The following is a 25758-nucleotide window of genomic DNA, read 5'->3' as shown; positions in this document are numbered from 1 at the left end:
ATCTGATTGTCGACGGACTGCCCGCACACAAAAAGGCCGTCGTGAAGGACTACGTTGCCAGTACTAACGGCAAACTGACCCTGCACTTTCTGCCCGGTTATGCACCGGACCTCAACCCGGATGAGTTGGTGTGGAGCCACGTGAAGCGCACAGGCGTCGCGCGAAATCCCTTGCGCAAGGGCGAAAAGCTCGGTCCGAAAGTTCACGACCAACTTGCACAGGTCCAGCAAAACCCAGAACTCGTGCGCTCGTTTTTCAGGCATCCGTCTGTCGCCTATATTTCTGATCTATGAGTAATGAATGAGCGAAGCGCTTCGGGTGCTTCGTTGTATCGAGGAATCCTGACGCGTAGCGGGTAGCCGCTATCAGTAAATGGCGCAAGGACACCATTCAGCCCGTTTTGTGGAACAACGCATCGGTCCTTCACATTCTTTGGCTTCAACTGGTCTGAGGACAGTTCGTCGCGCACGACAAACACAGCCTGGACTTCCGGAATAAGCTCCGGCATCCCATCCCCCCAAACGACTACGCTCGTCAACTCTCCATTGACCGCAAACATCATGATTCTGGGCACGAACAGTGATTCACCAAACTTCGCCTGCGTCTGACCAATGAGTAAGTTCCATCTCCAGATTCGCTCAAGCTCGGCTGAAGGCAATGTGTAGAGCTTGCGTGTAGGTTACTGCATTTGCAGAATGGCTTCGTACGCTGCCTCATTGCCCGTATTCCATCCCGACAGAAAGCGCTCTGGCGCATACGGACCGGCACCCATTCCATGCAACTGCGGGTCCTCAATTTTGGGCGAAAAGCGCATGACAAACGCGTGTACTTCAGCCTCGGCTTCCAGCCCGAACACATGGGGCCGAAAATAGTTCACGTTAAAAGCGACACGACCAACCTTGCCATCGACCGAATCTCGTGGCCAGGTGAACTGGAAATACACACCCGTATGGGGGTTCTGATAAACGGCGGCATCGCCGACTTGGTAGTTTGGGCGGCCGCTGAAGTGGCGCTCGATGTCCGTACTTGGGACAGGCGTGGGAAAGTTAAAGAACAGGTCGTAGCTCATATCTTGCTGGGCATGTGAAGTCTCTCGCGCGCAAACTCGCGCGTTCTCAGACTGGCGGATTCGTTACGCGTTTAAGCAACATATCGGTACGTAAACTCGAAACTTGATAGGCGCATACCAATGCGACTTAAGGCCATTGTTCAGTCTTGCACTGCCAGGAGGAACAGATATTGCGCATTGAAAGCAAATAATTGCTTTGACCGGAGAGAAATGGTTCGCGCCGGGTCTGGCTGGACTGAGGCGTCTGAAACCGTTAGGCTGGAGACGCCCGAACAGTTTCGCTACACCGGTCCTTCATAACGTCAAGGAGCTGACACATGGAAGTGAGCACCGAAATGCTTGTCGATATGCTGCGCGAAGTGGAAGCCGAGGACCCCATAGACTATGCTGACCTGCCTTTCGGGGAACAGGAACTCCGGCGCGTCATCATGAATTCCCTAGTCGAGCGCCATCATCTGGTTGAGAATGGTATGTCGGTGTCAGACATCCATGCGATGTATCTGCTGAGTACCGCCAAGCTCGTACTCGAAAACACCGTGTTGCACGCACGGCTGCTTTTGCTTCAGGAGCATCAAATTGACGTGGAGTCGCTGTTGGCGCCATTCACTCTCAAAGGCAAGCGGTAGACACGTTGCCAGATGCTGGGGGCCGAGCGGACCCCGTACTCAATCATGCTGCCAGCTTGTGCTCATAGTACGGCCGCTCTTTGTCATCAAGAATCGCGTACAAAGCGTCGAGATTCATAGGGTCGGGATTGAGCCAGGCGTCGACGTACTCCGCTCTGATGGGCACGATACATCGGTCGTGACCCGCCGCTGCAATCTCTTTCGGCGGCTCATCGGTGATGGCAGCAAAAGAGTACAACTCCGGTTCTCCGGGCGCCGACCACTTTGACCACAGACACGCAACGAGCATGGTCCGTCCGTCGCTAGGTTTGAATTCGAGCACCAGATTTTCATCCTTCTCGCCCTCACCCAGTTCGCGCCCTTCCTTTTTCGCTCGACTGACGTTCTCGTAAAAAACATCGACCATCACCAGACCGTGGCGGTATCCGAACAATGGCTTCCAAAAGCCTTCGAGATTGTCCCGTCTTGCGTTGTAGGTCCCCGGATACTTGACGTCGTAGTTCGCCGGCTTACCCGCAATCCGACACTGGTACCTCATGGGTTTCACAACTCGCTGCCCGTCTTCAACGACAAGCACCGGTGCATAGTGCCCAGGGAAAATTCGCGAGTCTTGCGGTTCGCTATCCGTTCGTTTGATGTCATCCAGGCGGCGCAGCGTCGCACTGATTTTGTCGGTCGCAATGCGCTTGCTCTCGGCCGCTGCTTTCGTAGGCTTCGATTGCAGGCTTCTCTCTGCAGCCACCAGGCGCGCGCGCTGCTTGAACAGTTCTTCCTCGAGTGATTTCGCCTGGCTTGCGTTGTACTGGTCGATGAGTCGCCTGATTTGGCGCTCCTCTTCTGACTGGGGCGAGGCGAACGAATCATCCATCGCCTTGGGAATCTTCGCCTTCAATCGCCCCTCGGCACGTTCCCAATAAAGGCGCGCGAACTCGCGAATGTCCATATGCGCACCGAACATACGCACATATCGTTTGTAGTCGGCCTTGATTTGCGCGGAATAACACATGGATGCTCCCGGTATCTCGTGCTGGCCCGAGGCCACTGTTGCAAGTCTACGGTGACACGTGCAGCGGCTCAACCGACCGGGTGAGCGCTTGGCGCGCCGGCCTACGCCCGTTGGAAAGCAATACAGGCGTCGGCTGCAGCGGTACCGAAATCGGCTCGCTGGCAGCCGGTCCACGTCGCTTCACCATCCCGACATTCATGCCGTCGGCCGACGGGCGAAGCGCCAACCTCAGGATTGGGCTTCGTAGCTGGTGCACATTCGGGCCTCCTTTCGCTCCGTCATACCTGCCTCGAACCAGGCTATACTGTACATCCATACAGTATTTTCGAGCACCATGAATGCTCAAACCCCATTACCGGAGTCCATCCATCCGTCACTCTGGCGGGCGTCGCAGCTCGCGCGCGGTCGGCTGTCGACAGTCGAAACGGGGTATCCGGCTTTGTCGCATGAACTGCCGGGAGGCGGCTGGCCCGTCGGCGCGCTCGTCGAAATCCTGGCGCAGCACCCAGGCTCAGCAGAGATGCGACTGATTGCACCGGCGCTCGGGGCGCTCAATTTGCCGATTGCGCTGGTTGAGCCTCCTTGCGACCCATCAATCCAAGGTCTCGCCTATGCGGGCTTTGCTCCAGGCCAGTTGGTGCTGGTACGCGCGAAGAGCACGAGCGACCAGCTCTGGTCGACCGAGCAGATTCTAAAAGCAGGCACTTGCGGTGCCGTCTTGCTGTGGCAAACGCATGCGCGTGCGGATGCACTCAGGCGGCTGCTTTTGGCAGCCCGTTCGAGCACGTCGTTGTTTTTCGTTTTTCGTCCCATGCATGCAAGGTCGGATGCCTCGCCTGCTGAATTGAGGATTGCCGTGCGCTCAGCCGAAGACGGCGTGTTCGTCGACATCGTCAAACGCAAAGGACCGAGGTTCGAAGGCGAACTGACGGTTACCGTGCAGCCCAGGTCAACGTTGATGAGCCCGCACGGCCGGGCGCGACGCGCAATCAGGCCAATCGACATCGGCGCTCGAGCGACAGGCGATGCGTTCGCCTGAACACGACAAGTTGATGGGCCCGTTTCACCCAAGGAGGTTTCATGATGGCAGCGGACGAGTGGGTCCGGGAAGCGGAAAGAGAGTCGAAGCTCGTGGATGCGCTTTATCGAGCGCGATACGCGATTGCGGTACACAACGGCATGACCGTGCGGTCTAACGGCGAAGAGTGGGCTCTCGATTTTGGCCAGGAACTGAAGTTGATTGATACTGCGTTAATGATGGCTGGAATCGACACCACGCGGCTGAAGCAGTAGATACTTGTTGAGCCGCACAGAGGTCACCATCGGTGTCGCAACAAAAGGACGTCAGGGTCGACAAATGCAAACTGAGAAATATCGCGGATACACACTTTGGGGTCACGCCATTCTGCAGCAGGAAGACATCCTGCAGGTTGAGCGATTTGCAGCTAGCGGCACAATCATGCGCGACACCAAGGTAGTCGAAGCTTCGGGCGTGCTTGGTACGTTTGAATCCGAAGAAGACGCGGAGACTTCTGGTATCGCATGGGCGCGCGCATGGGTCGACAACCACGGGTGACCATGGGCTAAGGTAGCTTCGCCTTTCGCGACGAATAGCGTAACGCGTCGACAAGCAACGCAAAAGCGGGTGTCGGCTGACGGCGACTTGGGTAGTAGAGGTGATAACCGGAGAACGGCTCACACCAGTCCTCCAGCACACGAACTAACCGGCCGTCTGCAAGGTAGGGCTCCATCTGTCCCTCAGTCAGATATGCGAGACCTCGTCCTTCGAGCGCAGCGTGCAATATGAGGTTGCTACTGTTGAACACGAGTTGGCCGTCCACTCGCACGTTCAATTTCCTGCCGCGCTTCTCGAATTCCCACGCATACAGCCCGCCATGACTGGAGAGGCGGAGATTGATGCAGCTATGCCCAGTTAGCTCCTGTGGCGTTCGCGGCGCCTTTCGCTTCAGGAAGTAGTCTGGCGACCCGGCAACTGCCATCCGCATCGGCGGCCCAATGCGCACCGCAATCATGTCTTTTGCGATGGTCTCACCCGGTCGCACTCCTGCATCGAATCGCTCGCGCACGATGTCGGTGAGGCCATAGTCAATCAATACCTCGACCTTAATGTCCGGATACTCATCCACAAGTTTCGCGATAGCTGGCCAGAGAACGGCCTCGGCCGCATATTCGGTGGATGTAAGTCGTATCACCCCTGACGGCTTGTCGCGAAGTTCACTGAGCACCATCAACTCACGCTGGATTTCTTCCAGCCTCGGCCCAACAGACGTCATCAGACGTTCACCCGCCTCGGTCGGCACGACACTCCGCGTTGTACGGGTCAACAACCTTAGACCCAACTGAGCTTCCAGCGAGCGAACGGTTTGGCTCAGCGCTGACTGGGAAACGCCGAGTCGCTTCGCTGCCCGTGTGAAGTTTCTTTCCTGCGCGACCGCCATGAAGGCCGCCAGGTCATTCAGGTTGTCACCGGCCATTCAGAAGTATCTCTTATAGGTCCAATCGGATTTTACCAGCTAGTCTCTGACTGTCGTGTCGCTTACATTGAATGGACAGGCTGGGCACTGCCCGTTCGGGACGACGCAGAGGCCTCCTTGCTTGGCGCTGCCCGGGCGGGTGCGGGTCTCGCAGCCGCGTCGTCACTGGGAGGCTCAGACAGAAGCAGCGGAGGCAGGTCCGTATCGCCTGCGCGCGCACGGCAACTCGCAGATTGACCAGGCCTTCGAGCGCATCAAATCGCAAAGGACGTCCGATACCGGTTCGTCATCGACCTGACCTGACCTGACATCTCTTGAATCGCGCTGTGCTTTGTTGCCGCGCTGCTCAACCACAAAGAGGCAATGATGAAACACGTTATCGCAGCTGCCGTATCAGCCGCAAGCATCGCATCGACCCCGGCCATTGCCGAAAGCATCGAAATCCGCCACAGCGGCGAAGTGCAGGTTGTAAGCGGGAAGCCCGAGAACTTCACCGGCAACGCGGGCGTGCGCGCGCTACTACCGCCCAACGATTCCACGCGCGCAAGTGTGGGGCTTGTTGATTTCGCACTGGGCGCCCGCACGACATGGCACTCCCACCCCGCAGGTCAGATGCTGATTGTGACCTCTGGCATGGGCTGGATACAGGAGGAAGGCAAGTCGCGACGCGTTATCGAGACCGGCGACGTCGTCTGGATTCCTGTTGGCGTGAAGCACTGGCATGGAGCGACTGACAAGACGGCGATGAGCCATATCGCACTGACCTATATGAAAGGCGACAAGAACGTCGACTGGCTCGAGCCCGTGTCCGACGAGCAATATCGATAAGCAGGAGAAAGGCATGAACGCGACGACAGCGGCAACCATTGCACTTGCAATCTCGCTCGGTGCTGGCGAAGCGCCGGCCGAAGTCGGGGCCCAGAGAGGCACGCTTTCCCAAGCGGACGTTCAGGCGGTTTCGCCCGCGCTCGACCGGTATGCCACAACAAGACTTGCCAATGACCTATGGAAGCGTCCAGGCCTGTCGCCCCGTGACCGCAGCATCGTCACCGTTGCGGCGGTTATCGCACGCAATCAGGCAGTCCTGATGCCCGAACAGTTCTCCCATGCGCTCGACAACGGCGTGACACCTGCGGAACTGTCGGAAATCATCACCCACCTCGCGTTCTATGCGGGATGGGGAAACGCGATTGCAGCTACAGGAATCGCCCGTGAAATCTTTTCAGCCCGGGGCATCAAACCGGACCAGATTCCAGCGGCTTCGGTTGACCTGCTTCCGCTCGATGAAGCAGCCGAAACGAAGCGCGCGATGGCTGTCGCTGCCAGTGCGGGGCCTGCCTCGCCGGGCCTGGTGCGCGACACGGCCGATGTTCTTTTCAAAGACTTGTGGTTACGCCCGGGGCTCGCACCGCGGGACCGGAGTCTCGTGACGGTCAGCGCACTCATCGCAAATGGTCAGGTCCAGCAGATTCCATTTCATTTGAACAAGGCTATGGACAACGGGCTGACCCGCGAGCAGGCATCGGAAGTTGTCAGCCAGCTCGCGTACTACGCGGGTTGGCCGAACGCGTTCCCGGCTGTTCCTGTGGTCCGCTCTGTCTTCGAAGAGCGTACATCGAAATAGCAGTCAGTTCTCTTGTCAGGAATCGAATCATGTCAGTGATTGAAAACAAGGTCGTTGTCATCACGGGAGCCAGCAGCGGGCTCGGTGCTGAAACTGCACGTCATCTCGCGAAAGCCGGCGCGCGCGTTGTACTCGGCGCGCGCCGCATTGAACGGCTGGAATCGCTGAGCAGCGAACTGCGCCTCCATCCCGAGGCTATGCAGAAGACGGACGTGACCGACCGCGCTCAGATGCAGGCGCTCGTCGACCGTGCTGTAAATCTGTATGGTCGTGTTGACGTCATGCTCAATAACGCCGGACTCATGCCTAGTTCCATGCTCGACAAGCTGAAAGTCGACGAGTGGGACCGCATGATTGACGTCAACATCAAGGGTGTCCTTTACGGCATTGCAGCAGTGCTGCCATACATGCAGAAGCAGATGTCCGGCCAGATTATCAACGTCTCGTCCGTTGCCGGTCACAAGGTCGGCCCTGGGGGTGCCGTGTACGCCGGCACCAAGTGGGCAGTGCGTGCGATTTCTGAAGGGTTGCGCCAGGAAGTGAAGCCCTGGAACATCCGCACGACTATTGTGTCGCCAGGTGCAGTTGCGACCGAACTCATCAACACGATAACTGACAGCGACATCGCAGCAGGAATGGCCAAGACCTACGAGAAAGCAATTCCAGCAAGCTCGTTTGCGCGCGTCGTCGAATTCGCCATCAATCAGCCCGACGACGTGGACATCAACGAAGTGTTGTTCCGGCCGACTACTCAGGCCTATTGATGTTGCAGAGGTCGGCCGCCTGCGGTCGACCTCAGTTCAATCCATGTGGAGATGCATGTTATGCCACACGTCATCGTGAAAGCGTGGCCCGGAAAAACGGATGAGCAGAAGCAGAAACTGGCTGACGCAATTGCCCGCGACGTCATGTCCATTTTGGGATATGGCGAAGCTGCGGTTTCTGTCGCTTTCCAGGAGGTTCATGCGAACCAGTGGAGGGACGAGGTGTATATCCCCGACATAAAGAAGCGCCCGGACATTCTCCTCAAGAAACCTGGCTACACGATGTAAGGGCAGATGGACATGTCTGACTTCCCCTCCGGAAAGAGTGAAAGCAGCTCCGTCCTCGTGACACTGATGCCAATCATGGCAGCCGTGCTGGTTGGCTTCGTGATTATCGGTGTCGCGCTGCCGGTACTGCCCCTGCATGTGCACGACGACCTTGGGTTCGACACATTTGTTGTCGGACTTGTCGCAGGTGCGCAGTTCGCAGCGTCGCTCGTCTCCCGCATCTGGGCGGGCTCGTACTCAGACCGGCGCGGAGCAAAACAGGGCGTAGTGACAGGACTGATTGGCGCGGTGGCGGCAGGGCTGCTCTATCTGCTGTCACTCATGCTAGTGAATATGCCGGTCCTCTCCGTTGCAATCCTGCTGACTGGACGCGCGGTGCTCGGTGGTGCGGAAAGTTTCATCATTACTGGAGCTGTGGCGTGGGGGCTCGGGCTCGTCGACCGGGAGCACGCCGGTAAGGTTATCGCATGGGCCGGCACTGCGATGTTTGCTTCGATGGCGCTCGGTGGACCGGTCGGCACTGTGCTTTATACGTCGACGGGTTTCATCTCTATCGCGCTGACCACCGCGCTATTGCCGCTCATCGTGCTGCTCTATATCGCACGGATGCCGGCAGTAGCGCCGCATCAGCATGGAGAGCATTCGTCGCTGGCGACAGTCATGCGTGCCGTATGGTGGCCGGGGCTGGGCGCAGCCCTCGCAAGTATCGGCTATTGCGCAATCCTCGCATTCAGCTCGCTCTTTTACACGGAAATGCACTGGCATCCAGTGTGGATGGCGTTTACGGCCTTCGGCCTCGCATTGATGCTTGCGCGTACCGTGGCGGGTCATCTGCCCGACCGGTTTGGCGGTGCCAGGGTCGCACTGGTGTTTGTAGTCATTCAGGTAGCAGGCATGGTCCTGATGTGGCTCGCACGGACGTCGCTCATCGCTTCGTTTGGGGCGGCCCTCGCGGGATTCGGATACTCACTCGTATATCCCGGACTCGGTGTCGAGGCAGTCAGCGCTACGACGCCAAAAAACCGGGGACTCGCGATGGGTATCTATACTGCCTTCCTCGATATAGCGATGGCCATCGGCAGCCCAGGACTCGGCTGGATTGGAGGGCACATCGGTCTTCGTGCAGTATTCCTCTTCGGAGCGATGGTCGTCGCATGCACTGCAGCAGTCGTATGCCGTCTGCTTTTTACTGGAGAGCGGTCTTAGATGAGTGACTACGCGAGGCACACTGCAGCACTACTATGCCGGTCAACGGGCACTAAGTAAGGCACGTTCGACACTGTAAGGCGAAAAAATGCTAGTTCTGAACCACAATTGGCGATAAGAAACGAACTTCCTTGTCGGCGACAAAGTCCTTCGTTGCATTGTCGTAGATGGCTCGGTATGGTTTCTGAGGCTGCTCGCTGAGCCACTCTTCCCGGGTGCCGTTCCATACCTCAAATAAGACCAATTCGTCTGCGTCCGCAGAGTCTTCGCTGAGCACGGCGCTCACGAAAGTCGGCTCCTCCGCCAACGTCTTCATGAGCTCTGCGAGGTGTGGTACGAACAGCGCCTTGGTTGAAGGGAGCAGCTTGAAGCGCACGTAGAGAGATAGCATTGGACTGTCCTGGTATTGTTGCTTAGGAAGCGTGTTAGACGACTGCGCATCTCCAGTGAGAAGCGTCCCACGAATGACCGACGCGTCGAAGTCTCAAAAGCAAGCGGCCGCAAGCATCTAGCTGCGGCCGTTCGGTTACGTATTTCAAACGTCGCCCTTAATTCTCGAACTGGCGAATCGTTGCGTTATACGCACGTGTGGCCATCGCCTCGAGCGGAAGCTTACGCTCGACTTCGGACAAGATTTCTACGCCCCACGGACCGTCAAAGCCAGTCGCCTGGACTGCCTTGATGAAACCCTGCACGTCGAGTACACCTTCACCCGGTAGACGGCGTTTGTGGCAGGTGTCCATCCAGAGCGGCTCGATTGCGTACCGGTCTGCGTCGTCGAGTTCGATGCCCTTGATGAATTCCGGCTTAATCGTGGCAATTTCCTTGAAGTCGACGTTGCCGCGGCTCAGGTGCCAGATGTCGAGCAGCAGACCAGCGTTCTTCTTGTTTGCTCCTTCGACGATGGCCTTGCCGGTTTCAATCGTCCGTACGTTGCTGAACGGCATGATTTCCAGCATGACTTGCGTGCCGCGCTTCTCGGCGTCGTCAGCCAGCTTGCCGAATTCTTCGACCATGAGCGGGACGTTTGCAGTTTCTTCGCCAATGCCCGGACCGACCTTTACAATGCGAGCGCGCAGTTCCTCAGCGGCCTTGAGGTAGTAAAACCGCATGTTGTCGGACGTGCGACGGCGTTCGCCTGTTTGATACCAGTCGACCAGAAACTCGAACTCAACATGTTTGATGCCGTTGGCTTCGAGGATACGACGCATCTCCGGGAAGCCAATCTTGTCGGCAGTTGCATAGATGTCGGAATGAATCAGACCAATGCCATCCCAGCCTGCTTTGGCTGCAGCTTCAACGCGGTCTTTGAAGCTGAACGGACTGATTTCGGTCGGGCCGAACGGATAGACGTCGCCGGACAGCGTGAAGTAGGCAGCAACGAGCTCGACTTTGGATTTGGACATTTGAATCCTCAAGAAAAAGAACGCGACCAGCGTGACGCGGCGTCGCATAGAAGCGGTGTGCCATCACTATCACGTAGAAACCGCTCCGGATAAACAGCCCGAAAATCGTCTTTCTGTAGAGCGGAAATCTACAATCCGTTTCGCGAATTGCGCCGGCGTGATTGTCTTTCGCCGCGAATTCAGCGGGGTCGGTTGATTGTTCGACGAGGTGCGTCTTTCACCGTCCATAGCCCGTGATTTTTCCGGTGGGAGGAAATAACTTTTCGTTCTGTTGCATTTTTCTTTCGGATTCCAAGCCTTACTGTGCCTCCACCAGAACACAAAACCCACCTCTTCAATTCGAAGAGGCCTTCAGGAGACACCAGCATGAACATCCGTAAATCCCTCATTTCCTGCTTCGCTCTCGGAGCAATCGCCGCCACTCTCAGCAGCGGTGCAGCTGCTGCGAATCCGCCACGCGTTGCGCTGCTCATGCCCACGCAGAGCGTTGAATACTGGGCGCTGTACGTCAAGGGCTTCCAGAAAGAAGCTGAGGCGCTGGGTCTCAAGCTTGATGTGAAGGTGACCAACTACGACCCGAACGAACAGGCAACCCAGGTCGAACAGACGCTCGCCCAGAAGCCTGATGTCATCGTCCTCGTGCCCGTGGACTCGAGCGCCATGGTCCCGTCGATTCGCAAGATTGACCAGGCGAAAATCCCGCTCGTCATTTCGAATTCGATGCCCGACCAGAAGTATTCCCGCTACTGGAAGGTCTTCACCGGCCCGAACGACATCAGCAATGGCGAGGCCGCGGCGAAAGCGATGATTCAGGGGTTCAAGGAAAAGGGCTACGGGGACAAGGGTAAGGTCATCGTCATCAACGGTCCGATGGGGACGCCTCCTCAGGTGCAGCGTTACCAGGGCTTCGTCGATGGGCTCAAAAAGAACGCGCCCGGCATTGACGTCGTCGGCGCGCAGCCAGCTGACTGGGATGCCGTGAAAGCAGAAGCAGCAGCATCGGCACTCTTTACCCAGTTCAAAGACGTAAAAGGCGTCTACACCGAGAACGACTCACAACTTCGCGGCGTGGTGACCGCCGCTCAACGACTGGGACTCGAGCCTTCGAAGCTTGTGATTGTGGGGCACGGGTGTGATTCCGGTGGCGTCGAGGCCATCTCGGCCGGAAAAGCGTATGCAACGGTCGAGCAGTCTCCCTTTGATGATGGCGCATACGCGGCGAAGGCGGCGCTGGAACTCGCTTCGGGCAAGTCACCCCAGGCTGTGCAGTATCTGCCGAACCCTATCGCAACGAAAGCGACCCTCAACGTCTGCTACTCCCAAAAGAAGTAAGTTGCGCGCCGGCGATGGCGTCGTCGGCTATCACAGTCGAGAGGCGACCCTACGGGTCGCCTTTCCATTTACGCGGAGACGAGGATGAGGCGAGAGATTGGGGTGGCAGTAATTGGGACTGGCTTTATGGGCAAAGCGCATGCACTTGCGTATCGGGCGGTGCCCAATGCATTCCCGAACGCGTTGAAGCCGAGATTAGTGGCGATTGCTGACGTCAACGAGGCTGGCGCGCGACAATCTGCCGAGCAGTTCGGATTCGAACGCGCGACGTGCGACTGGACCACTCTCATTGACGACCCAGCGGTGGAGGTCATTTCAATCACGACGCCGTGCAGTTTGCACCGGGAAATGGCATTGGCCGCGATTGCTGCAGGGAAGCATGTGCATTGTGAGAAACCCGTCGCCCCGTCCGCTACTGATGCACAAGAGATGATGACGGCGGCTGAGGCAGCCAATGTGGTCACACAGGTCGGATACAACTACATCAAAAATCCCGTGCTGAAGCTGGCGCGAGAAATGATAGCGTCGGGAGAACTCGGCGAAATTACAAGCTTTCGTGGCGTCCATGCTGAGGATTACATGGCCGACCCCGAGATTCCATATAGCTGGCGGGTGGACCCGCAGAACGGCGCCGGAGCGTTGGCCGAGATTGGCAATCATATCGTCGGTATGTCGCGGTTTCTGCTCGGCCCGATTGTCCATGTGAATGCGCAGCTTGAGACGGTCAACAAGACGCGGCCGGTTGCGCCAGGGTCCCCCGAGCGACGGGAGGTGAAGGTCGATGACATCGCGCGATTGATGGTGACGTTCGAGCGAGGATGCTCGGGTTCAATCGAAGCGAACTGGGCGGCCACCGGGCGCAAGATGCAGCTCGAGTTCGAAGTCTATGGGACCAAGGGTGCACTGCTATTTTCCCAGGAGCGGTTCAATGAACTCCAGTATTTCAAGTCAGGAGGCGACCCTGGCACCTCCGGGTTCACTCGAATCGAAGCCGGTCCGGCACATCCTCCATACGAAAACTTCACTGTGGCAGGGGGGCATCAGCTCGGGTTCAACGACCTGAAGACCATCGAGATGGCAGAGTTTCTCGCAGCCATCGAGCACCGTTCGCCCACATTCCCGGATTTTCGCGAGGCATGGGAGATTCAACGGGTAGTCGATGCCGCAATCCGCTCCTCTGCTGAGGGACATCGCATCACGGTCTGAACGACCAGCAGGACTCCACGGTTACGCGCGGTTTGTCAGGTGTCACGTCCTGACTCCCGTGCGCTTTTTTTATTGCGCTTCCGGGTGCCGATATTTCCGGCCACCGGAAATATCATTTCGCCGCAGCGCATTTTTCTTTTCAGGGCGAACGAATAACCTTTGTTTCAACAATGACGAAGCCGCTAAAGCGAGTTTCCGATGGAGACGACATTCCTTCCTGCGCAAGCAGCGATTCTTTGCGAATTCCTCTCGTCGTAGACCAACAGCTTCACCTATCACTTGGCGGTGAGCTTCAGGTTTCGTTGTTCGATATTTACCGTCACTGACACGAGCAGTGACAGGCATCAGCCCGTGACAGCGGACGACCGAAGAGTGTTCCGCGTATGGAGGAAGACAATGCTGCAAGACGCAAACAGCGACACCGCTACGCATGCCGCTCAAACCTTGCTTTGCGCTCGCAATCTGACCAAACACTACGGCGGCGTGAAGGCGCTTACGGGCGTCAGCCTCGAGTTGGTTCCAGGTGAGATTCATGCGCTGTGCGGAGAGAACGGAGCCGGCAAAAGCACATTCATCAAAATTCTTGGTGGCCTGGTGCAGCCGGACGACGGAGAAATCACGGTCGACGGGCACGAACTGAAGCTCGGCCACCGCACCGACCCCAAGCTCATTTCCATCGTTCACCAGGAGTTGGCGATTGTCCCAACCCTGTCGGTGCTTGACAACATCCTTCTCGGTGGTGCGGACCAGAGTGAAATCTACCGACGCAGCCAATATCGTGACTCCGTTCGCGAACATCTGGATTCTGTAGGGCTGTCACACGTGAAGCTTGATGCCCCTGCGTCGCGGCTCAGCCTCGCCGAATGCCAGCTCGTTGAAATCGCGCGCGGCATGTCGCGTCAGGCGAAAGTGCTTCTCCTGGACGAGCCTACTGCGACGCTGTCGGATGCAGAAATCGTTCGGGTCTTCGATGTCGCGCGCAGGTTGCGTGACCAAGGCACAGCGATGATTTTCGTGAGCCACCGACTCGACGAAGTTTTCGCGCTGACCGACCGGGTTACGGTTTTCCGCAATGGGCAGCATGTGCTCACGCAACGCACCGCCGATATGAAGACCGCCGAGGTGGTCAAGGCGATGATTGGTCGCGAGTTGGTGCATAGCGAAGTCAAACCCCCGGAGAACCGCGCCGACATCACGCCTCGTCTGTCGGTCGACAATCTGACAGTCGCGGACAAGGTCAAAGAGCTTTCAGTTGACGTCGCACCGGGCGAAATTCTTGCGATTGTCGGCCAGTTGGGCTCCGGAGCGGAAGTTGTCGTAGAGGCGCTCGCTGGTCTTCGCGGTGACATCTCGAGTTCCGTGCAGCTGGATGGTCAGACGGTCAAGCTTGACAACATCCGCAACTCGTTGCGGGCGGGCATTGCATACGTGGCTGAAGACCGCGCCGACAAGGGCGTGTTTTTGGACGCACCGATTGCTATCAATATTACGGCCTCTGTCATGGCGAAGTTCAGCCGGGCCGGAATCATGCGGCGCGCTGGCGAACAAGAGGAGGCGAGACGTCTCGCGTCAATGTTCACCATCGACCCGAAACGCCTTCCTCATGAAGTATCCACGCTCAGCGGCGGCAATCAACAGAAGGTCTCTTTGGCGAAAGCGGTGGCACTGGCTCCGCGCCTGTTGCTGCTGAACGAGCCCACTCGCGGAGTGGATATTGGAGCGCGAAGCGAAATTTACGCGACGCTGCGCAAGATGGCGGACGAGGGTCTGGCGATTGTCTTCTACTCGACAGACCTCGAGGAAATTCTTGAACTCGCGGACACCGTGTTGACAGTCTTCAGAGGACGCATGGTGCGACATAAGCCGAGATTCGAGATAGATGGCGACACTCTCCTGCATGACATCGTTGCGGGGAACAGTGACGCATCTCATGCCCATGTCTCTTTCCGTAACCATCCTGTGGAGGTGGGTAATGCATAAGACCGCTTTGGAGCCCACTGCGCAGCTCTCATCAACCGGGCTGAGGCGCTGGACAGCAGCGCTGTTCGGAACAACCAGTATTCATGCCGCGTCCATTCGAATCGCAACTGTTCTTCTTATTGCGCTTGCATCTGCCATCGTTCCGCACTTCACTAAGTTCGGCAACGTTCAATCGCTGATGTACTCAGTCGCTGCGGTAGGCATCGGCGCTACCGGGATGGCACTCGTCACGCTCAGCGGAAACCTGTTCATGTTGTCGATGGGTGCGACGGCGGCGGTTTCGACGGTGATGTTCGCCGCGCTTATTCACCTGGGCCTGGGTGCGACATTGCTGCTCGTGCTGTTAAGTGGGCTTCTGATGGGCGCCGTCCAAGGTGGAATCATCGCCTTGGGGAAGGCCAACCCCATCATTACGACGATTGCCACGTCGTCAATCATCATTGGTGCCGGCGTCATTTACACCGGTGGTCTGACGGTTATCGGAAAGGGAGACGCGACCTGGCTCGGACAGGGAAAGCTTTTCGGTTGGTTGCCAACCCAGATTCTGGTGTTAGCTATCTTCGCGACCATCGCCAGCTTCATCCTGCAGAAATCGAGAATCGGGCGAGAGATTCGACTGATTGGCATGCGAGCTGAAGTCGCACGCATCGCCGGTCTCCGACTGATGGCGGCGACGCTGGTTTGTTACGGATTCGCTGGCGCCGCAGCCGCTCTCGCGGGCTCGCTGATTGCCTCATCGTCGGCGCAAGGCAACCTGACCTACGGTATCGACCTCGATTTCAATGCAATCGCAGCGGTGCTAGTTGGGGGAATCTCGATTCGAGGGGGACGCGGCCGGATTTCGGACGCTATCACCGGCGCAATCTTCCTGGCCGTAATCAGCAACATCCTCCTGGTCAGCGGCGTGAGTTACGAGTATCAACTGGTAGCAAAGGGCATCGTGGTCCTGGCGGCCGTCGTGTTCGGGGCATTGCTCGCCCAGCTCGGCCCGGGACGGAAATAACAGGAGATTTGAAAATGGAACAGTCGCAACGACTTCTCAATCTGGCCATTCGCCTCGTACTGCTCGTCGGAATGCCTGCGATTTTCGGCCTCTGCGTCGACCACTATTTCTCACAGGCGAATCTCTATGCAATCTTCCAGGCGTTTGCCTTCCTTGGCATCGTGGCGCTTGGTCTCTCGGTGACGATGGTCGCCGGCGAGTTTGACCTAAGTGTCGCAGCTATCTCGACGGTCGCCGGCTTGATTGTCGTGAAGTTTGGCGGTGATAGCGCGTGGCTTGGTGTCCTGTGCGCAGTGGTGTTCGGCGTCGTGGTCGGCATCGCAAATGCAGCGTTGCTGCCTTGGCTGGGGGTGTCCTCGTTGGTGACGACCGTCGGCTCGATGATGTTCCTCACAGGAATCGGCTACTGGCTGGCCGGTGGTCGCGTCTTGAGTTATGCAAACCTCGATGTCAGCGACTTCCTCGACCAGAACGTCGGCGGCATCTTTTCGCCCCGGAGTCTCATAACCATCGCCTGCTTCATTGTGGTGTCGCTCTTTCTGCGCTACACGACCCTGGGACGTGACATCTACGCGTCAGGCGGTCATCGGAAGGCGGCTATCCAGAGCGGTGCGCGTGTAGGAAAGGCGCTTACGGTCGGCTTCGTCATCTCGGGAGGACTCTCGGCGCTCGGCGGAGGTTTACTCTCGCTCAGCCTGGCGACGGCGTCGGCAACGATGGGAAGCAATATTCTGCTGCAGGCGGCCTCGGCGGCGATTGTCGGTGGAGTTGCGCTAGGCGGGGGTATCGGGTCACCGCTCGGCGTAGCGATGGGTGTGCTGATTCTCACGGTGTTGAACAACGGGCTCGGATTGCTGAGCGCGACCTCAACGCAGATTCTTCTCGTCAATGGACTGTTGCTTCTGATTGTGGTCTTGCTTGACGGGCGTCTCGGTGCTGTCCTGGCTGCTCCGCTCGGCCGATTCGCTCGCAGAAAGGCGACAGGCATCGCGTAGCATGTTGCTGCCCCTGCTTGGAATGGCCTGCGCGGTAGACGCATTGACGACGTTGGCAGCTCAAGCAGGGGCATCCCTGAACATGTTGGACATTCGATAGTTTCAAGTCGCACAAGTCATCCAGCGTTCTTCGAGCTTGAGGCGCTTCACGCGGTCAATGAGAAAGTCAGTGAAAACTCTGATTTTGGCCGGCTGATAGCGTCTGCTTTGATACGCGAGATTTATGGTCAGACGCGGCAGTTGCCAGTCGTCCAGTACCGGAATAAGGCGCCCCGACACGATGTCGTCGTGGATGATGTACAGCGGCTGTACTACGATGCCCAGTCCCGCACGCCCAGCCGCAACGATGACCTGCCCCTCGTTCGAATCGAGTGCGCTCGTGATAGCAATGTTGCGTTCTTCCCTTCCGCGCCGCAGGTGAAGGAGATATGGGTCAACGGCAAGGTTGTAGACGAGCAACTTGTGTTGTTCCAAGTCCTCTGGATTTTGAGGGCGGCCGTGCTCGGCGAGATAGGCGGGTGACGCCGCGAGCACACGTCGAGTCTCGGCAAGGCGCCGGATTGTAATGCCTGAGTCACCTTCATGTTCCTTCGTGCGGATAGCGATGTCTATCCCTGCTTCGATGAAGTCCCGGTACTGGTTTGCAGCGGTGATTTGAACGGATAGATTGGGGTAGCGTCGCAGAAATTCGGGAAGCGCAGGCGCGATGTGCATCATCGCGAACGACACGGAACTGGTCACTCGAAGAACCCCTCGCGGACTGAGGGCCTCTTCAGAAGCAACTGAATCAGCTTCCGCCAGCTCGGAGATGACGGCTGTGCAGCGGCGATGATATTCGCGACCCACGTCTGTCAGCCACATGCGCCGTGTGGTCCGTTCTATCAACCGTGCACCAAGGCGCTCCTCCAGCGAGCTCAGCGTGCGACTTGCTGCGGCGTTCGACATGTCGAGCTGCTCGGCGGCCTTCGAAAGGCTTCCCAAATCGGCCGTGAGCACGAATAACTGCAGTTGCGTCCAGCGGTCCATCATCTCCCTCTCGGATTTCTGGTGGAACAATCGAAGGGGATTCTTCCAACCCCGTTGCGGCCAAATATGCCGCAGGGAGTCAGATAGATAAACCTACCCGGATTCTCCGGTTTGTAGAGCCGCTTTCTACAATCGGTGTAGCCGAGGCGCGCTTCCGGGCGCGGCGAATCAGGGAGCTGCCAATCGCGCAACCATTCTTCCGGCAGGAGGAAATGTCATTTCGCCATAGCGCATTTTATTTACGCCAGCCACGCTTTACCTTTCATTCTCAGACGCGAGCGCACAACGGAGACATGCACGATGCGCAACATCAACGAAGACACCATTACCCAAGCTGTTATCGCCTCGTTTGCAGACTGCACGGACGCAAGGTTGAGGACTGTGATGACGAGCCTGGTTCAGCACCTCCACGCCTTTGCCCGCGACGTTCACTTCACCGAGGACGAGTGGTTCAAAGCAATTAAATTCCTGACGGAAGTCGGCCACATCACCGATGACAAACGACAGGAGTTCATCCTCCTGTCGGACACACTCGGACTCTCGATGCTGGTCATGTCACAGAATAATCGCAAGCCGTCCAACTGCACTGAGGCCACGGTGTTCGGTCCGTTCTATGTTGAGGGTGCGCCTGTCTATAGCAACGGCGATGACATCTCGAACGGTGCAAAGGGAGCGCCATGCTATGTGAAGGGGCAGGTGCGAGGTGCTGGCGGGGAAGGGATTGCAAATGCGCAAATCGACGTTTGGCAATCCGATGAAGATGGATTCTATGACGTCCAGAACCTCGACGAAGCAGGCAACGCAATCCACCGTGCACGTGGACGACTGACGCCGAATGCCGAAGGCTTTTTCAACTTCCGTTCGATTCTCGCCGAGGCCTACCCCATCCCGCACGACGGGCCTGTTGGTCGCATGTTGTCGGCCGTCGGTCGTCATCCGTGGCGACCCGCTCATCTCCATTTCATGATTGAAGCACCGGGGTACGAGACGCTCATTACCCATGTGTTTCGTGATGGCGACCAGTATCTCGATTCCGACGTCGTGTTCGGCGTGCGCTCAACGCTTATCGCTGAGTGGAAACGCCATGAACCGGGTGTCGCCCCGGATGGCCGCGAAATTGAAACACCGTGGTACTCGCTTGAATACGACTTTGTGCTTAACCCATCGGAGGTGCACGCATGATTCGGCATATCGTGATGTGGCGCGTTCGCGGTGACACACCAGCGGAGCGTTTGGCCGCATCGAACCTTGTCAAGACCAGCTTCGAAGGCCTGCGTGGTCGCATCCCCGGAATGCGGCATCTCGAAGTCGGCCTTGACCACAGCCAGGTCGATTACGCATGCGACGCTGTTCTCGTCACTGAATTCGACTCGCAGGAAGCACTGGAAGCGTATGCGTCTCATCCCGAACATCTGCGCGTGCGAAATGAACTCGGGGACCTACGCACAGCACGATTCCAGGTCGACTATCACGCGGATGCAGAACTGAGTTCAGAACGTGCAGCGGAGTATCTTCATGCAAAAGCGTGAGTTTGTTTATCAGGCACGGGCGGGGAGAGTCGTGTTTGGCCCAGGCAGCTTGCAGCATCTTGAGCGCGAGGTGCTTCAACTGAACTCTGAGCGGGCACTGATTCTGTGTAGCCCCGAGCAGAAGGAAACAGGCGAGGCAGTTGCTGCACGTCTCGGCAAACGCGCGGCTGGCGTTTTTGACCGTGCTGTCATGCACGTGCCACTTGAGTTGGCCAAGGAAGCTCGCGCGCGGGCGAAAGAGCTGAATGCCGATTGTGCGATTGCTGTTGGCGGCGGCTCGACGATTGGCTTGGGTAAGGCAATCGCTCTCGAGTCAGACCTCCCGATTCTCGCTGTGCCCACGACATATGCGGGTAGCGAAATGACACCTATCTTTGGCATTACCGATGCTGGCCTCAAAAAGACAGGCACAGACCTGCGTGTATTGCCAAAGACCGTGATTTACGATGCCGACCTGACGATGTCCCTTCCGGTCGCACTATCTGTCACGAGCGGAATCAACGCCATTGCGCACGCAGCGGAGGCCCTCTACTCACGCGATGCAAATCCTGTGACGAGCCTGATGGCAGAGGAAGGGATTGCTGCGTTCGCGCGTGCGTTGCCTGCCATCGTCGCCGACTCTCAAAACGTCGAGGCTCGCTCTGACGCTCAGTATGGTGCCTGGTTATGCGGAACCGTCCTGGGCAGCGTGGGTATGGCGCTTCACCACAAGCTGTGCCACACGCTAGGTGGAAGTTTCAACCTTCCACATGCGCAGACGCACACAATCCTCCTGCCTCACGCGCTTGCGTATAACCGTCAGGCCGCGCCGGAAGCAATGCGGCGCATCGCGCGTGCGCTTGGCGCGGACGATGCTGCGCTGGGAGTCTACGAACTCGCCAAACGCTGCGGAGCGCCTCTTGCACTTAAAGACATCGGCATGTCTGCAGGAGACGTTCAGAGAGCTGCTGACATTGCCAGCTCGAATCCCTACTGGAACCCGCGTCCGATTGAGCGTGAAGCACTCCTCGCGCTTTTGCAGGATGCCTTCGACGGCACCGCGCCGCGCGCGGGAACACCCTGACTTTCATATGTCGCTGTGACGCTCGATACAGGGCTCGAATTGAAGCAAGGAGACAACAATGCATTTCACTGTTTATTGCCTTGACCACCCGAACACGGTCGAGCGCCGCCTTGAAAACTATGACGCTCACAAAGCCTACCTGCAGACGGCGCCTGTTAAGACGCTCATTTCGGGACCGCTGACGAAGTCAGATAGCCAGACGATGATAGGCAGCTTCTTTCTTTACGAAGCCGATGGCATCGAGGAAATCGAGAAGTTTGTCGCTACGGACCCGTTCAACAAGGCCGGAATCTGGAACACGGTCGACATCAGGCCGTTTATCAAACGGGTCGATAACCGCTAAGTCTGGCGCCAACTGCGAATGAAATTGCTGCCTCGCTGGCGCGGGGAGTGGGTGGCGTTCGCACGCAAAAAAGTCCAGAAGACCTCAATCGAGGCGCGGGCAATTGGTGCTCCGGGTTGCTTGCGACAGCACATAACATTGAATTGGAGACGTCATGGAAGCAGGCCTCGAAGGAAAGATTGTGTTGATTACTGGCGCTGCGCAAGGCATTGGCCGCGCGACGGCGTTGGGATTCGCGCGTGAAGGGGCGCGTCTTTGTCTTATCGACATCGACATCAATGCTCTCGAAGAAACTCAGACGGAGCTGCGTTCGCTCGGAACCAACGTCACGATTGCGAGAGCCGATTTGTCGACAGCGGACGGAGTCAAGGGCGGCATCGACGCGGTCTTGAAGCCATATAACGGCGAGGTAGACATTCTCGTCAATAACGTCGGGGCTGGAAAAGTCCGCACGTTCGAAGAGCTCTCAGACGAAGAGTGGGACTTCACCATGAACCTCAATTTCATGAGCTACGTCCGGACGTGCCGGTATCTATTGCCGATGCTGCGTTCGCGCGAGAAAGCGGTGATTATCAATAACGCGTCGGACCTGGCACGACAGCCGGAGCCGGTTCCGATTGACTATTCCGCTTCGAAGGCGGCCGTGCTCGCTCTGACGAAAGGACTCGCGCGAGCCGAAGCTCCGAAGATTCGGGTGAATGCAGTTGCGCCGGGACCGGTCTGGACGCCGTTCTGGACGAAGGAAGGCGGCTTCGCAGACACGATGGGCAAGTTTCACGGGATGGCTCCGAAGGACGCCGTGGAGCATGAGTTGTCGCTGCGTCAGTTACCGCTGAATCGCTTGGGCCAACCGGACGAGGTCGCTAATGTGATTGTCTTCCTGGCGTCTGACCTCGCGTCGTTTGTTACCTCGGCGGTCTGGGGTGTTGACGGCGGAAGCATTCGAAGCCTCATTTGACGGCGCATGGCCCCTTGACGTCGGCTACCGGCTCCAACTGGCGACGGTTGACCGCAGGTAGGACGCCGTTCGCGGCGCTATTGTTCAGAGGTCCAGGATATGTCTGCCCATGACCAGACGATTGGCACAAAGGTGTCACAACGAGAGCGAGCATTTTTGGTGGAAGCACTTGAACTGCTGATACGTGAGCGCTCCAACGCCCTTCGCATCGCCACCGCCGTAGCGCAAGCACGCGGAGAGCGTGTGCCTGAGGTTCAGGACTTTGGTCTGGATGACATTCTGCGGCTGAGTCGACAGATTGCCGAAGCGCCCTGTGCTCCACGCTTCGTTTGTCGCTCAGAGGCACCGCATCCGACCAAAGAGACAAACATTGTTGGCAGTCTAAGAACGTTCTGCCAGGTGTCAAATCAAGAGTGAATAATCGGCCCGCCAAATGGTGCGCTGACGAGAAATAGGAGACTCACATGTTGCGTATCGCTGTTCTCGGTGCCGGGCGCATCGGAAAAATCCACGCGGCCAACGTTGCCGCTGACCGTCGGGTGAAACTCGTCGCCGTGGCAGACCCCAACAAGGAAGATGTCGAAGCGCTCGCAGCTGACCTCGGTTGCGACGCATCTATCGATTGCAAAGCGGTAGTTGACCGCGAAGACGTAGATGCAATCATCGTCGGCACACCGACGGACACGCATATCGACCTCACGTTGCAGGCGGTTCGGCTGGGCAAGCCGGTGCTCTGCGAGAAGCCCATCGACCTGGACATAGACCGCGCGCTCGCCGCGGTCGAAGAAATCGAGCGTCTTAACGGGCGCGTGATGCTTGCCTTCAATCGACGCTTCGACCCGGACGCCATGCGGCTCAAGCAGGCTATCGAGGACGGTGAAGTCGGCGATGTTCGCCAGGTCGTCGTCACGAGTCGCGACCCGGGCCTCGCGCCCCGCGAGTATCTTCGGCACTCGGGCGGAATCTTTCGTGACATGACCATCCACGATTTCGACACTGCTCGCTGGCTGCTCGGCGAGGAGCCCGTCGAAGTAATGGCGATGGGTAGCCGGCTTGTCGACCCGGGTCTGGAAGAGCTTCCTGACTTTGACAGCGTGATGGTATTGCTGCGCACGGCGTCAGGGAAACAATGTCACATCAATGGTTCCCGACAAGCGGCATACGGATTCGACCAGCGCGTCGAAGTGTTCGGTTCGAAGGGGATGGTGCTGAATGAGAACCACCGCCCCTCCAGCCTGCGTCGCTGGACGAGCGAAGCAACTGAGGCACGCGACCCACTGCTCAACTTTTTCCTTGAGCGACATGCGGACTCATACAAGGTCGAGCTTGACCGCTTCCTGACGGCGCTTGAAACGGCCGCTGCAATGCCTGCGACGCCGCGGGACGGTATCCGGGCGCTGCGAATCGCGAACTGCGCCTTGGAAGCTGCCAACACAGGGCGCTCGGTGAAAATCTAGTCGGTCCTTGGAGAAGGGCACTTTTACCCTAGGTTGACAATATGCTCAGGTATGCCCTATATGAGGAATAAAACTCTTCAATGAGGCAGAGCATGGCGCAAGTTGACACACTCAGTGGAATCGCGATTTTCGTCACCGCCGCGAAGTCGCGCAGTTTCACCGACGCAGCTGAAGAACTGGGGCTGACTAAGTCAGCGGTTGGGAAAGCAATCGCGAAACTGGAAGAGCGCCTTGGCGCGCAACTATTCCATCGCACCACCAGAAGCATCTCGCTGACGGCGGACGGCGATGCATATTTTGCAGCGTGCGCTTCTGCACTCGATGAAATCTCAACAGCGGAAACCGCGCTTGGCCCAGGGAACCAGCGGCCTGTCGGTCGCTTGCGGATTGACATGCCCGCAGCCTTTGGCCGGCGTATCTTAGTCCCGATATTGCTGGACATCGCGCGAAAGCACCCTGACCTGCAGTTCACGATGACTTTCTCCGACCATCTCATTGACCCCATTGAAGAAGGCGTGGACCTGGTTGTTCGCTTCGGCGAACTGGAGAGTTCGAGTGGTCTGGTTGCTCGTCGCCTGACTAGCCAGCGGATGGTGATTGCAGCATCGCCCGATTACCTTGCGCAGCGCGGTACTCCGAGCAGATTAGGAGACTTGAAAAATCATTCATGCCTTCTCGGCTATCGCCGTGGCCAACCGCTATCGTGGCGAGTGAAGGTCGAGGGCGAGTGCCGGCGGATTTCGCCACCCGCAACCCATCAAATCAGTGACGGCGACTCTATTGTTGAGGCCGCTCTTGCAGGCTTGGGACTTTGCCAGATGCCAATGTCGCTCCTACGACCTCACCTAGAGTCGGGCGTGTTGTTGTCTGTTCTCGACGATATTTCGAGTGAAGTCATAGACGTGCACGCCGTCTGGCCGAAGGTGGCGCATCTGCGACCCAAGGTGCGTCACGTGGTCGACACTCTAGTGGCGCTGGCCGAACGGGGCGAGTTGGATTGAAACTCTCAATGCACGGCAAATGGTGCACCGAACAAAGTGGCTTCTTGGAACTCATCGGAGGGCAGCCAGGGGGTGAGTGGGCTGACGTGTGGTGACTTTGAACTGCGCGGCTGTGTCCGCGAAGGACGTCGCGGGCTGCAGGCTGGATGGAAGAGATGCCGCTCGCGTGAACTAACTCCTCGTCCTGGATGCCATCTACTCCATCCCTTTGAAAGAGGAGCGGTTACGCGCAAACTTGGGGCGATTCAACGGAAGCGCTATAACGAGCTACTCTCAAGAGGCTGGTCGCTTAAGCTTAGGAAATTACACAGATTAAAGATTATATGATTACCGGAGCGCCCAACCGGGAAAACGCGTTGTCTCCTGCGGCGTTTTCAGAAGTGGATACCCAATTTCCGTGTGTGAAGGTCAAGCAAAACGTGGGTGGAGGTCAAGTTGCGTGTGGGTGGGGGTCAAGTAAACGGTGGGTGAAGGTCAAGTCACGTCGATGGATTTCGACATAACTTTGCCTCACGAAATTATTGTCGAAACCAATAGTCGCAACTTCGCCCCGCGTAGCGCGCCACGTTGACGCTCTGGGCGCCAAGCGTCAAGGTTGTCGACGAACTGTACAAGGCGCGCTATCTCATCTCGTTGCACAACGGCATGACCGTCCGGTGCGATGGTGAAGAGTGGGCGCTCGATTTCGGCCAGGAGCTGAAGATGATTGACGCTACATTGAAGATGGCCGGAATCGATACTGGGCGCTCTGGGCCGACAGTAAGCGGTGTCCAGCGGGGGACAACCGCGGATGAAACGTGAGACCTACAGGGGTTACGTCTTGTGCGGGCATGTGATTCGAGAACCGCAAGCGATTCTCGAACGTTTATGCGGCGAGCGGCTCGGTCACTAGGGGCGGCAAGTTTATCGAAGCATTGGGCATCCGCGCTCTTGTCGATTCAGAGTCCGCGGCGGGACAAATCGGCTTGGCATGGGCGCGCGCGTGGTTGGTAACCAGGCGCCACGCGATAAGCGTGGCCATCATCGACGTGGTCGTCAACGCGTTGACCTAGCGTCATTAGTCTGGGGGAAGCCTGCAAAAAAGTAAGCGCCCGGCAATGTCGCCTTGAACCAGCGTGTTAGGGAAGCGACGATCGTGTCCACCAATTCTTTAAATGGACACGTGTACGCTATGAACGAGAATGAAGCCGGTTCTGAGGTGGTACAGCCGATACGGCGCCGCCGTCGCCACAGCAAGGAGTTCAAGGAGAAGGTGATCCGTGCGGCGATGCAGCCGAACGTGTCGATCGCCGCGGTCGCGCTGCATTACCAGTTGAATGCGAATTTGCTGCGTCGATGGGTGGCCGCGCAGGAGGAGCAGGACGCCGCGCGGGAGGCTCGC

30 protein-coding genes are annotated in these 25758 nt (G+C 57.7%); 24 read left to right on the top strand and 6 right to left on the bottom strand.

Features of this window, described 5'->3' with window-relative positions; genetic code table 11:
• On the top strand, positions 1-293 hold a 293-nt coding region (locus tag GCT13_RS40895), incomplete at its 5' end, for a transposase (protein WP_193727883.1).
• A gap of 386 nt (positions 294-679) precedes the next feature.
• Here GCT13_RS40895 and GCT13_RS40890 read toward each other — a convergent pair.
• Complete coding sequence (locus GCT13_RS40890) at positions 680-1069, bottom strand: hypothetical protein (RefSeq protein ID WP_152767542.1); 390 nt, start codon at positions 1067-1069, stop codon at positions 680-682.
• A 317-nt stretch (positions 1070-1386) separates the two neighbouring features.
• On the opposite strand from GCT13_RS40890, the gene GCT13_RS40885 reads away from it, so the two are divergent.
• The gene (locus tag GCT13_RS40885; protein WP_152767541.1) at positions 1387-1695 is read left to right on the top strand and encodes a hypothetical protein; all 309 of its coding nucleotides are present in this window, start codon (positions 1387-1389) and stop codon (positions 1693-1695) included.
• Between the two features lie 43 nt (positions 1696-1738).
• On the opposite strand, the gene GCT13_RS40880 is transcribed toward GCT13_RS40885, so the two are convergent.
• Positions 1739-2701 carry an SOS response-associated peptidase family protein gene (locus GCT13_RS40880; protein WP_152767540.1) on the bottom strand — a complete coding sequence of 321 codons (963 nt, stop codon included), beginning with the start codon at positions 2699-2701 and terminating at the stop codon, positions 1739-1741.
• A 334-nt stretch (positions 2702-3035) separates the two neighbouring features.
• Between GCT13_RS40880 and imuA the strand changes: the two genes are divergently transcribed.
• The 3 genes from imuA (at position 3036) to GCT13_RS40860 (ending at position 4277) form a co-directional block, all read left to right on the top strand.
• Positions 3036-3740, top strand: a complete 705-nt coding sequence (gene imuA / locus GCT13_RS40870; protein ID WP_152767546.1) for a translesion DNA synthesis-associated protein ImuA — start codon at positions 3036-3038, stop codon at positions 3738-3740.
• A gap of 41 nt (positions 3741-3781) precedes the next feature.
• Complete coding sequence (locus tag GCT13_RS40865; RefSeq protein ID WP_227747267.1) at positions 3782-3994, top strand: hypothetical protein; 213 nt, start codon at positions 3782-3784, stop codon at positions 3992-3994.
• Positions 3995-4058: 64 nt separating this feature from the next.
• Positions 4059-4277: a hypothetical protein gene (locus GCT13_RS40860; protein ID WP_152767544.1), complete on the top strand. Its 219-nt coding sequence runs from the start codon at positions 4059-4061 to the stop codon at positions 4275-4277.
• Between the two features lie 7 nt (positions 4278-4284).
• On the opposite strand, the gene GCT13_RS40855 is transcribed toward GCT13_RS40860, so the two are convergent.
• Positions 4285-5196, bottom strand: coding sequence for a LysR family transcriptional regulator (locus GCT13_RS40855; RefSeq protein WP_152767539.1), 912 nt, complete (start codon positions 5194-5196; stop codon positions 4285-4287).
• Positions 5197-5559: 363 nt separating this feature from the next.
• Between GCT13_RS40855 and GCT13_RS40850 the strand changes: the two genes are divergently transcribed.
• Genes GCT13_RS40850 through GCT13_RS40830 form a run of 5 tightly spaced genes read left to right on the top strand, consistent with a single transcriptional unit; the run spans position 5560 to position 9078 of the window.
• Positions 5560-6024, top strand: a complete 465-nt coding sequence (locus GCT13_RS40850; RefSeq protein WP_227747266.1) for a (R)-mandelonitrile lyase — start codon at positions 5560-5562, stop codon at positions 6022-6024.
• A 13-nt stretch (positions 6025-6037) separates the two neighbouring features.
• The gene (locus tag GCT13_RS40845) at positions 6038-6820 is read left to right on the top strand and encodes a carboxymuconolactone decarboxylase family protein (protein ID WP_152767537.1); all 783 of its coding nucleotides are present in this window, start codon (positions 6038-6040) and stop codon (positions 6818-6820) included.
• A gap of 29 nt (positions 6821-6849) precedes the next feature.
• On the top strand, positions 6850-7584 hold the full coding sequence (locus GCT13_RS40840) for an SDR family oxidoreductase (protein ID WP_152767536.1): 735 nt from the start codon (positions 6850-6852) through the stop codon (positions 7582-7584).
• A gap of 60 nt (positions 7585-7644) precedes the next feature.
• Positions 7645-7872 (top strand): tautomerase family protein, encoded by a 228-nt coding sequence (locus GCT13_RS40835; protein ID WP_152767535.1) that lies wholly within the window; start codon positions 7645-7647, stop codon positions 7870-7872.
• 12 nt (positions 7873-7884) lie between these two features.
• Entirely contained in the window at positions 7885-9078 is a 1194-nt protein-coding gene (locus GCT13_RS40830) for an MFS transporter (protein ID WP_152767534.1), read from the top strand.
• 91 nt (positions 9079-9169) lie between these two features.
• Here the strand turns inward: GCT13_RS40830 and GCT13_RS40825 are convergent, their stop codons facing one another.
• Both GCT13_RS40825 and GCT13_RS40820 read right to left on the bottom strand, forming a co-directional pair.
• The gene (locus tag GCT13_RS40825; RefSeq protein ID WP_152767533.1) at positions 9170-9469 is read right to left on the bottom strand and encodes an antibiotic biosynthesis monooxygenase; all 300 of its coding nucleotides are present in this window, start codon (positions 9467-9469) and stop codon (positions 9170-9172) included.
• Between the two features lie 157 nt (positions 9470-9626).
• On the bottom strand, positions 9627-10484 hold the full coding sequence (locus GCT13_RS40820) for a sugar phosphate isomerase/epimerase family protein (protein ID WP_152767532.1): 858 nt from the start codon (positions 10482-10484) through the stop codon (positions 9627-9629).
• Between the two features lie 366 nt (positions 10485-10850).
• Here GCT13_RS40820 and GCT13_RS40815 point away from each other — a divergent pair, with 366 nt between their 5' ends.
• From GCT13_RS40815 to GCT13_RS40795, 5 genes are all read left to right on the top strand, one after another.
• Positions 10851-11816 carry a sugar ABC transporter substrate-binding protein gene (locus GCT13_RS40815; protein WP_152767531.1) on the top strand — a complete coding sequence of 322 codons (966 nt, stop codon included), beginning with the start codon at positions 10851-10853 and terminating at the stop codon, positions 11814-11816.
• 84 nt (positions 11817-11900) lie between these two features.
• Positions 11901-13022 carry a Gfo/Idh/MocA family protein gene (locus tag GCT13_RS40810; RefSeq protein WP_152767530.1) on the top strand — a complete coding sequence of 374 codons (1122 nt, stop codon included), beginning with the start codon at positions 11901-11903 and terminating at the stop codon, positions 13020-13022.
• A 396-nt stretch (positions 13023-13418) separates the two neighbouring features.
• Positions 13419-15002 carry a sugar ABC transporter ATP-binding protein gene (locus GCT13_RS40805; protein ID WP_152767529.1) on the top strand — a complete coding sequence of 528 codons (1584 nt, stop codon included), beginning with the start codon at positions 13419-13421 and terminating at the stop codon, positions 15000-15002.
• Positions 14995-16005, top strand: a complete 1011-nt coding sequence (locus GCT13_RS40800; RefSeq protein WP_152767528.1) for an ABC transporter permease — start codon at positions 14995-14997, stop codon at positions 16003-16005. Before GCT13_RS40805 ends, GCT13_RS40800 begins: the two co-directional genes overlap by 8 nt.
• 14 nt (positions 16006-16019) lie before the next feature.
• Positions 16020-17000 carry an ABC transporter permease gene (locus GCT13_RS40795; protein WP_152767527.1) on the top strand — a complete coding sequence of 327 codons (981 nt, stop codon included), beginning with the start codon at positions 16020-16022 and terminating at the stop codon, positions 16998-17000.
• A gap of 102 nt (positions 17001-17102) precedes the next feature.
• Here GCT13_RS40795 and GCT13_RS40790 read toward each other — a convergent pair whose 3' ends face one another.
• Complete coding sequence (locus GCT13_RS40790; RefSeq protein ID WP_152767543.1) at positions 17103-18026, bottom strand: LysR family transcriptional regulator; 924 nt, start codon at positions 18024-18026, stop codon at positions 17103-17105.
• A gap of 300 nt (positions 18027-18326) precedes the next feature.
• On the opposite strand from GCT13_RS40790, the gene GCT13_RS40785 reads away from it, so the two are divergent.
• The 9 genes from GCT13_RS40785 to GCT13_RS40740 all read left to right on the top strand — a co-directional run.
• Positions 18327-19208, top strand: a complete 882-nt coding sequence (locus GCT13_RS40785) for an intradiol ring-cleavage dioxygenase (protein WP_152767526.1) — start codon at positions 18327-18329, stop codon at positions 19206-19208.
• On the top strand, positions 19205-19555 hold the full coding sequence (locus GCT13_RS40780) for a Dabb family protein (RefSeq protein ID WP_152767525.1): 351 nt from the start codon (positions 19205-19207) through the stop codon (positions 19553-19555). The genes GCT13_RS40785 and GCT13_RS40780 overlap by 4 nt, the downstream gene beginning before the upstream one ends.
• Positions 19542-20618, top strand: coding sequence for a maleylacetate reductase (locus GCT13_RS40775; protein ID WP_152767524.1), 1077 nt, complete (start codon positions 19542-19544; stop codon positions 20616-20618). Before GCT13_RS40780 ends, GCT13_RS40775 begins: the two co-directional genes overlap by 14 nt.
• 58 nt (positions 20619-20676) lie before the next feature.
• Positions 20677-20961, top strand: coding sequence for a YciI family protein (locus GCT13_RS40770; RefSeq protein ID WP_152767523.1), 285 nt, complete (start codon positions 20677-20679; stop codon positions 20959-20961).
• 154 nt (positions 20962-21115) lie between these two features.
• Positions 21116-21919 carry an SDR family NAD(P)-dependent oxidoreductase gene (locus GCT13_RS40765; protein ID WP_152767522.1) on the top strand — a complete coding sequence of 268 codons (804 nt, stop codon included), beginning with the start codon at positions 21116-21118 and terminating at the stop codon, positions 21917-21919.
• Between the two features lie 464 nt (positions 21920-22383).
• The gene (iolG, locus tag GCT13_RS40760; protein WP_152767521.1) at positions 22384-23376 is read left to right on the top strand and encodes an inositol 2-dehydrogenase; all 993 of its coding nucleotides are present in this window, start codon (positions 22384-22386) and stop codon (positions 23374-23376) included.
• 92 nt (positions 23377-23468) lie between these two features.
• Positions 23469-24377: a LysR family transcriptional regulator gene (locus tag GCT13_RS40755; protein ID WP_152767520.1), complete on the top strand. Its 909-nt coding sequence runs from the start codon at positions 23469-23471 to the stop codon at positions 24375-24377.
• A 567-nt stretch (positions 24378-24944) separates the two neighbouring features.
• On the top strand, positions 24945-25178 hold the full coding sequence (locus GCT13_RS40750) for a hypothetical protein (RefSeq protein ID WP_152767519.1): 234 nt from the start codon (positions 24945-24947) through the stop codon (positions 25176-25178).
• A gap of 370 nt (positions 25179-25548) precedes the next feature.
• Positions 25549-25758: transposase (locus tag GCT13_RS40740; RefSeq protein ID WP_227747265.1), on the top strand; the 210-nt coding region annotated here is incomplete at its 3' end.

The organism is Paraburkholderia franconis (genome assembly GCF_009362735.1).
GTDB classification, from domain to species: domain Bacteria; phylum Pseudomonadota; class Gammaproteobacteria; order Burkholderiales; family Burkholderiaceae; genus Paraburkholderia; species Paraburkholderia franconis.
Note: the sequence above shows the minus strand (reverse complement) of the source record. Positions and strands in the feature narration are given on the sequence as shown.